This window comes from Kitasatospora sp. NPDC127060 (assembly GCF_042724935.1).
GTDB lineage: Bacteria > Actinomycetota > Actinomycetes > Streptomycetales > Streptomycetaceae > Kitasatospora.
Genome location: NZ_JBHXEG010000001.1, coordinates 201,271 through 207,866, shown reverse-complemented (window position 1 = coordinate 207,866; position 6,596 = coordinate 201,271). Strand labels below are relative to the sequence as shown.

At 74.3% G+C, this 6,596-nt stretch carries 4 protein-coding genes; 1 reads left to right on the top strand and 3 read right to left on the bottom strand.

Annotated features, from left to right (window positions below):
- Positions 1-494: 494 nt before the first annotated feature.
- Positions 495-1,673 carry a DUF2690 domain-containing protein gene (locus ACFWIS_RS00885; RefSeq protein ID WP_380455395.1) on the top strand — a complete coding sequence of 393 codons (1,179 nt, stop codon included), beginning with the start codon at positions 495-497 and terminating at the stop codon, positions 1,671-1,673.
- Positions 1,674-1,726: 53 nt separating this feature from the next.
- Here the strand turns inward: ACFWIS_RS00885 and ACFWIS_RS00880 are convergent, their stop codons facing one another.
- The 3 genes from ACFWIS_RS00880 to ACFWIS_RS00870 form a co-directional block, all read right to left on the bottom strand.
- A complete protein-coding gene (locus tag ACFWIS_RS00880; protein ID WP_380455397.1) occupies positions 1,727-2,905 on the bottom strand; it encodes an RNA polymerase sigma factor in 1,179 nt (392 codons plus the stop codon).
- Positions 2,906-3,068: 163 nt separating this feature from the next.
- Complete coding sequence (gene dnaG, locus ACFWIS_RS00875) at positions 3,069-4,985, bottom strand: DNA primase (RefSeq protein ID WP_380455398.1); 1,917 nt, start codon at positions 4,983-4,985, stop codon at positions 3,069-3,071.
- A 56-nt stretch (positions 4,986-5,041) separates the two neighbouring features.
- Entirely contained in the window at positions 5,042-6,352 is a 1,311-nt protein-coding gene (locus ACFWIS_RS00870) for a deoxyguanosinetriphosphate triphosphohydrolase (protein ID WP_380455400.1), read from the bottom strand.
- Positions 6,353-6,596 lie beyond the last annotated feature (244 nt).

The window sequence follows — 6,596 nt, the reverse complement described above, 5'->3', positions numbered from 1 at the left end:
GGCGCCCCGCCCGTCCCTCCCGGGTATGGGGGGGGCCGCGCCCGGGTGGGCAACCACATCGCGGCCGCCCCCGCCCGGGGGGGGGGGGGGGGGGCGCCCGCCGGGGGGGGGGGGGGGGGGTCCGCCCCCCCCCGCCGGGTGGTCCCGGGTCGGTCGGGGCAGCCTCCCCCCGCGAGGCTGCCCCGACCGGTGGGGGTCCGGGACTCCGTGTCGAGCCTGACCCGGCCGACCGGCCGGTGCCCGAACGAAACGGCCGGGGCGGTGGAAACGCACCGGCGAGGAGAACTCTGCACGACGAACACATGACTGTTCGAGGGTTCCGAGGTGTTGTGAGACACTTCCGTCCGTCTCAACGCCATGACCTGGGGTTTGGGACACCAGGCCGCTGAGGTTGGAGAAGAGGAGACGCCGGACGACCAGGCGCGCGCCTCTCGCACCGTCCACCGTTGTCCCGTCCTGGGACTGTCCCGTCCTGCGACTCATGGAGGGCCGCATTGGCTTCCGCCTGGAAGGACCTGCCCGAGGAACTGTCCGAGCCCGCCCGGCTGCTGGCCGAGGAGCTCCGGACGATCAAGGACGCGGCCGGACTCTCGCTGTCCGAGCTGGCCGCCCGGACCCACTACAGCCGGGCCTCCTGGGAGCGCTGGCTGAACGGCAAGCGGGTGGTGACCGCGCAGGCGCTGGAGGCGCTGATCGGGGCGGTGGACTGCGACCCGGCCGCGCTGCGCCGACTGTGGCGGCGGGCGATGGAGCCCGCTGCCGGGGAGGCCACGGCCGAGGAAACCGCTGAGGAGGCTGCTGAGGAGCCTGTCCAGGCCCCGGCTCACGCCCCCGTTCAGGCCCCTGTCCCAGCCTCTGCCCCGGCCTCTGCCCCAGAGCTCTCCGACGACCGGCCGGCGGCCGAGGAGCCGGACCAGCTGGTGGCCGGGCCGGCGAGCGAGCTGCCCGCGGACCAGGAGCCGGCGCCGACCGCCGGGCAGCCCGCCGCCGCCTGGTGGCGGCGCCCGGCGGCGCTGGTCTCCGGCGCGGCCGTGCTGGCGCTGCTGCTGGTGCTGGTCGGCCTGCGGGTCAGCCGGCACGACGACCAGGCCTCGGCCGCCGACGGGCCGGCTCCGACCGCCTCGTCCACCGCCAGGCCCACCCCGTCGGCCCCGTCCGACCCGTCCGACCCCGCCTGCCGGGCCCTCGGCTGCGCCCACAAGGACCCCAAGACCACCGGCTGCGGCAAGGACGCCCGCACCCTGCAGACCCAGGTGGTCGGCAAGGTCGTCGTCTACCTCCGGTACAGCCGGACCTGCCAGGCCGCCTGGGCGGCGATCACCGAGGGCGAGCCCAAGGACTACGCGGTGATCACGGACAGCACCGGGGACAGCGAGACCGCGATGATCCACTGGGGCTACGACAACTACTCGCAGATGCTGAACGCGGCGGACCCGTCGATCGGCTTCCAGGTCTGCGGCTTCCGACCGGCCGGGCACGACTGCACCGCGACCGTCGCCGCCCTGGCCTCGGTGGTGGACTCCACCCCGATCCCGATCGGCCCCGCCTCGCCGCCCCCGGGCACCGGGGCCGCGGCGGCGACGCCGACGCCGACGCCGGGCGACTCGGCCCCGGCCGGCCCGGCGCAGCCACCGGCGACCGGCCAGGCGTCGCCGAGCCCGTCCGCGCCCTGAGGTCAGAGGTCTGAGGCCTGACGTCCGAGCTTTGAGGTCTGAGGCCTGACCGGCTAGTCGAGGTAGCCGCGCAGTTGCTCGGCGTAGGCGTGGTCGCGGAGCTTGACCAGGGTCTTGGACTCGATCTGGCGGATCCGCTCCCGGGTCACGCCGAACACCGCGCCGATCTCCTCCAGCGTGCGCGGACGCCCGTCGTCCAGCCCGTAGCGGAGCTGGACGACCTGGCGCTCCCGCTCGCCGAGGGTCGACAGCACCGCGTCCAGGTGCTGGCGCAGCAGCAGGAAGGCCGCGGACTCGGCGGGTGAGGCCGCGTCGGCGTCCTCGATCAGGTCGCCGAGCGCGACGTCGTCCTGCTCGCCGACCGGGGTGTGCAGCGAGATCGGCTCCTGGGCCAGCCGGAGGAGTTCGCGCACCCGCACCTCGGTGAGCTCCAGGGCGGTGGCGATGTCGGCCGCGGTCGGCTCCACTCCGCGCTGCTGGAGCAGGGTGCGCTGCACCCGGACCACCCGGTTGATCAGCTCCACCACGTGCACCGGCACCCGGATCGTGCGGGCCTGGTCGGCCAGGGCCCGGCTCATCGCCTGCCTGATCCACCAGGTCGCGTAGGTGGAGAACTTGAAGCCGCGGGCGTAGTCGAACTTCTCCACGGCCCGGATCAGGCCGACGTTGCCCTCCTGGACGAGGTCCAGCAGGGTCAGTCCGCGGCCGACGTAGCGCTTGGCGACGGACACCACCAGGCGCAGGTTGGCCTCGATCAGGCGGCGCTTGGCGATCCGGCCGGCGACCACCAGGGAGTCCAGCTCGCGGGCCAGTGGGTCCGGGGGCGGGGGGTCGCCGTCCAACCGCTCCTCGGCGAACAGGCCGACCTCGATCCGGCGGGCCAGTTCGACCTCCTCGGCGGCGGTGAGGAGCCGGATCCGGCCGATTTCGCGCAGGTACTGGCGCAGCAGATCGGGGGCGGGGGCGGCGCCCTCGGCGCGCTCGGGCGGATCGTCCTCGAATTCCGGCTCGGCCTGCGCCTCCGGGTCCGGGCCGTCCGGGTCCGGGTCCGGGTCCTGGTCCGGGCTGTCGGGGTGGCCCTCCGGCAGTTCCCGGGCGGGCATCAGCTCGCCGACCGGGGGCGCGGCCCCGGCCCGGCCGTGGTCCGTCTCCTGCTCCCCGTCCGGTGTCCGGGCGGGCTGGGCTCGTCTGGTGGCGGTGGTCGCTGCGGCAAGGCCTCGGTCCACGGGCATCCCTCGGGGCGGGCGCGACTCTGGCGGACCCGCGCTGTACGGAGGTGGGACGCCCTCCAGTGTGGGGTACGCCACGCTCCGTGGCCGAGACTCGTGCGCCGACTTTCTGCACGGAACTCGCCGGGCTTCCCGGCAGGCTCCTCGCCCGGCTCCCGTGCGGGGCTTACAGAGCCGCGGCGCCCTGACTGCGGAGCTGCTGCCCGTACTGCTGGAGCTGCCACAGTTCGGTCTGCACCGCGTGCAGCTGCTCGGCGTCCGCCCGGTGGCCCAGCCGCTGGAGGTAGCCGCGGACCTCGGCGATCCGGCGGTCGACGGCCAGCAGGCGCAGCTTGACCAGGAACTCGCCCGCGTAGATCGCGTCGGCCTTGCGCAGCGAGCGCACCGGTTCGACGGTCAGCTCGGTCACCAGCGAACGCACCTGGTCGTCCGGGGACGCCTCGCGCACCGCGCCGGTGAAGTCGGCCACGGTCGCCCCGAACGCGGCGCCGCCGGCCTTGGCGATGGCCTGTCGGACGGCGGCGTACGGCGGGGTCGGGAACTCGTCCTCGCCGTAGTGGTCGAAGGCCGGGCTGACCAGGTCCGGGTGCTGGAGCGCCAGCTTGAGCAGCTCGCGCTCGACGAACTGGGCCGGGTCGCGCGGGTTGAGCCGGAAGGCCGGCTGGGCGGGGCGCGGCGCCGCGACCGGCTGCTCGGTGCGCCGCTGCTGACCGTTGGCGCGGGGGTTCTGCTGCCGCTCCCGCTCCCAGCGGGCCAGCTGGGAGATCCGGCGGACCACGAACTGCTCGTCGCCGGGGTTCACCCCGACCATGCCGGCCAGGCGGATCGCGTAGCCGTGCCGGATCGACGGGTCCTTGATCTTGGCGACGATCAGGGCCGCCTCCTCCAACGCGGCGGCCTGCCCCTCGGGCGTCTCGACCCGGTGCTTGGCCACCGCCGTGTGCAGCGCGAACTCGAACAGCGGGACGGGGTTGTCGATCAGCTGCCGGACCGCCTCGTCACCCTGGGCCAGGCGCAGCTCGCAGGGGTCCATGCCGCCGGGGCTGACCGCGATGGAGGTCTTGGCGGCGAACTTCTGGTCGTCCTCGAAGGCCCGCAGCGCGGCCTTCTGGCCGGCCGCGTCGCCGTCGAAGGTGAAGACCGTCTCGCCGCGGTACTGCGAGGTGTCCATCAGCAGCCGGCGGATGATCTTGATGTGGTCCTCGGCGAAGGCGGTGCCGCAGGTCGCCACCGCCGAGGTGACCCCGGCCAGGTGGCAGGCCATCACGTCGGTGTAGCCCTCGACCACCACCGCCCGGCCCGACTTGGCGATCTCCTTCTTCGCCAGGTCGATGCCGTACAGCACGTGGGACTTCTTGTAGATCGGCGTCTCGGGGGTGTTCAGGTACTTCGGGCCGTTGTCGTCCTCGCGCAGCCGGCGGGCGCCGAAGCCGATCACCTCGCCCGCGATGTCCCGGATCGGCCACACCAGCCGGCCCCGGAAGCGGTCGATCAGCCCGCCGCGCTGGCCCTGCGAGGCCAGACCGCCCTGGAGGATCTCCTTGTCGGTGAAGCCCTTGCCGCGCAGGTAGCGGACCAGATGCTCCCACCCCGCGGGGGCGTAGCCGACACCGAAGGTCCTGGCCGCCTCCTCGTCGAAGCCGCGCTCGGCCAGGAAGCGGCGGCCGATCTCCGCCTCCGGCGAGGCCAGCTGCTCCTGGTACCAGGCGGCGGCCACCTTGTGCGCCTCGACCAGCCGGGTGCGCTCGCCCTGCTGGTGGCGGGGGCTGTAGCCGCCCTCCTCGTAGCGCAGGGTGATGCCAGCCTGGGCGGCCATCCGCTCGACGGCCTCGGCGAAGGTGAAGTGCTCGATCTTCATCAGGAAGGCGATGGTGTCGCCGTTCTCCTGGCAGCCGAAGCAGTGGAAGACGCCCTTGGCGGGATTGACGTAGAAGGAGGCGGACTTCTCGTCGTGGAAGGGGCAGACGCCCTTGTACTCGCCGCCGCCACCGTTGGTCAGCTGTACGTAGTCGCCGACCACCGCGTCGATCGGCAGTGCGCTGCGCACCGCCTGTACGTCTTCGTCCCTGATCCGCCCGGCCACCCCGGAAGTCTACTGGGGCGGCCGGGGTTTCGAGCCGGGGTTCCCCGCCGCGGGCGTCACGTCCAGGAGGCGCCGACGAGTTTGGCGTGCAGGGCCAGGGCCGAGGCGTCCGTGAGGGTGGCGATCTGGTCGATGACGGTGCGCAGGGCCGCGCGGTCGTCCTCGGCCTCGTGGTACATCGCGGCGAAGACCGGGTCCAGCCCCTCGGGGGCCCGCTGGTTCAGTACGTACGCCAGCTCGGCGATCACGATCCGCTGCCGGGCCCGCAGCTGGGCCTGCTCGTCGCGCATCATCACGTAGAGGACGGCGACCGCCTTGAGCACCGCGACCTCCAGCCGGACGTCCCGCGGCACCACCAGCTCGGCGGTGTAGCGGGTGAGCCGGCCGGGCCCGTAGCGGGCCCGGGTGGCCTGCTCGGCGGCCAGGCAGAAGCGGCCGATCAGCTGGCTGGTGAAGTCCTTGAGCCCGGCCCGGGCGCGCGCGGTGCCGTCGTAGCCCCGCGGCCAGAAGTCCTGGGCGAGCAGCCGGTCCAGCGCGGCGGCGAGCTCCTCCGGCTCGGCGTCCCGGGCGTAGCGCTCGGCGACCTTGAACAGGTCGGCGCGCTCGCCGGGCGCGCGCAGGGCGGCCGGGTCGATGTGGCCGGCCTGGAGGCCGTCCTCGACGTCGTGGGTGGAGTAGGCGACGTCGTCGGACCAGTCCATGACGGTGGCCTCGAAGCACTTGCGACCGGCCGGGGAGCCGGCCCGCAGCCAGCGGAAGACCGGCAGGTCGTCGGCGTAGACGCCGTACTTGGGCGAGGCCGGGTCGGTGGGGTGGGCGCCCTTGGTCCACGGGTACTTGGTGGCGGCGTCCAGGGCGGCCCGGGTCAGGTTGAGGCCGACGCTGCGGCCGGGCCAGGGGGCGAGCCGGGCGGCGGGCTGGTCTTCCGGGGGCGCGAAGCGCTTGGGTTCGAGCCGGGTGAGGATGCGCAGCGACTGGGCGTTGCCCTCGAAGCCGCCGCAGTCCTCGGCGGCCTGGTCGAGCGCCTCCTCGCCGGTGTGACCGAAGGGCGGGTGGCCGATGTCGTGGGCCAGGCAGCCGGCCTCCACGAGGTCCGGGTCGCAGCCGAGGGCGGCGCCGAGCTCCCGCCCGACCTGGGCGCATTCGAGCGAGTGGGTGAGCCGGGTGCGCGGGAAGTCGCTGCGCATGGGGGCGACCACCTGGGTGGTGCCGGCCAGGCGGCGCAGCGCCGCGGAGTGCAGCACCCGGGCGCGGTCGCGCTGGAAGGCGGTGCGGCCGGGGCGCTTGTCCGGTTCGGGGACCCAGCGGGCCTCGGCGGCGTGGTCGTACGGGATCGGGGCGGCGAGGCGGTGCGTGGTGTCGTCCATATGCCCCTCACGGTACGCCGGGCCTCCGACACGCGGGGGGTGCCGCGCACGAAGTGGTGTGGACCGGGGCGTGAACCGTGGGAGGCGCGCCGGTGTCGGCCCCGACGATTCGACCGGACCCGAACGGTCCAGTACCCGGGCGGCCCGTGAAGGTGCCCGGGGGCACGCGAAGGTGACCCGTGAGCCGGCCGAGGTGCCCGGGGCCAGCGAGGTGCCCGGGGCCCGCGAGGTGCCCGTGCCTCCG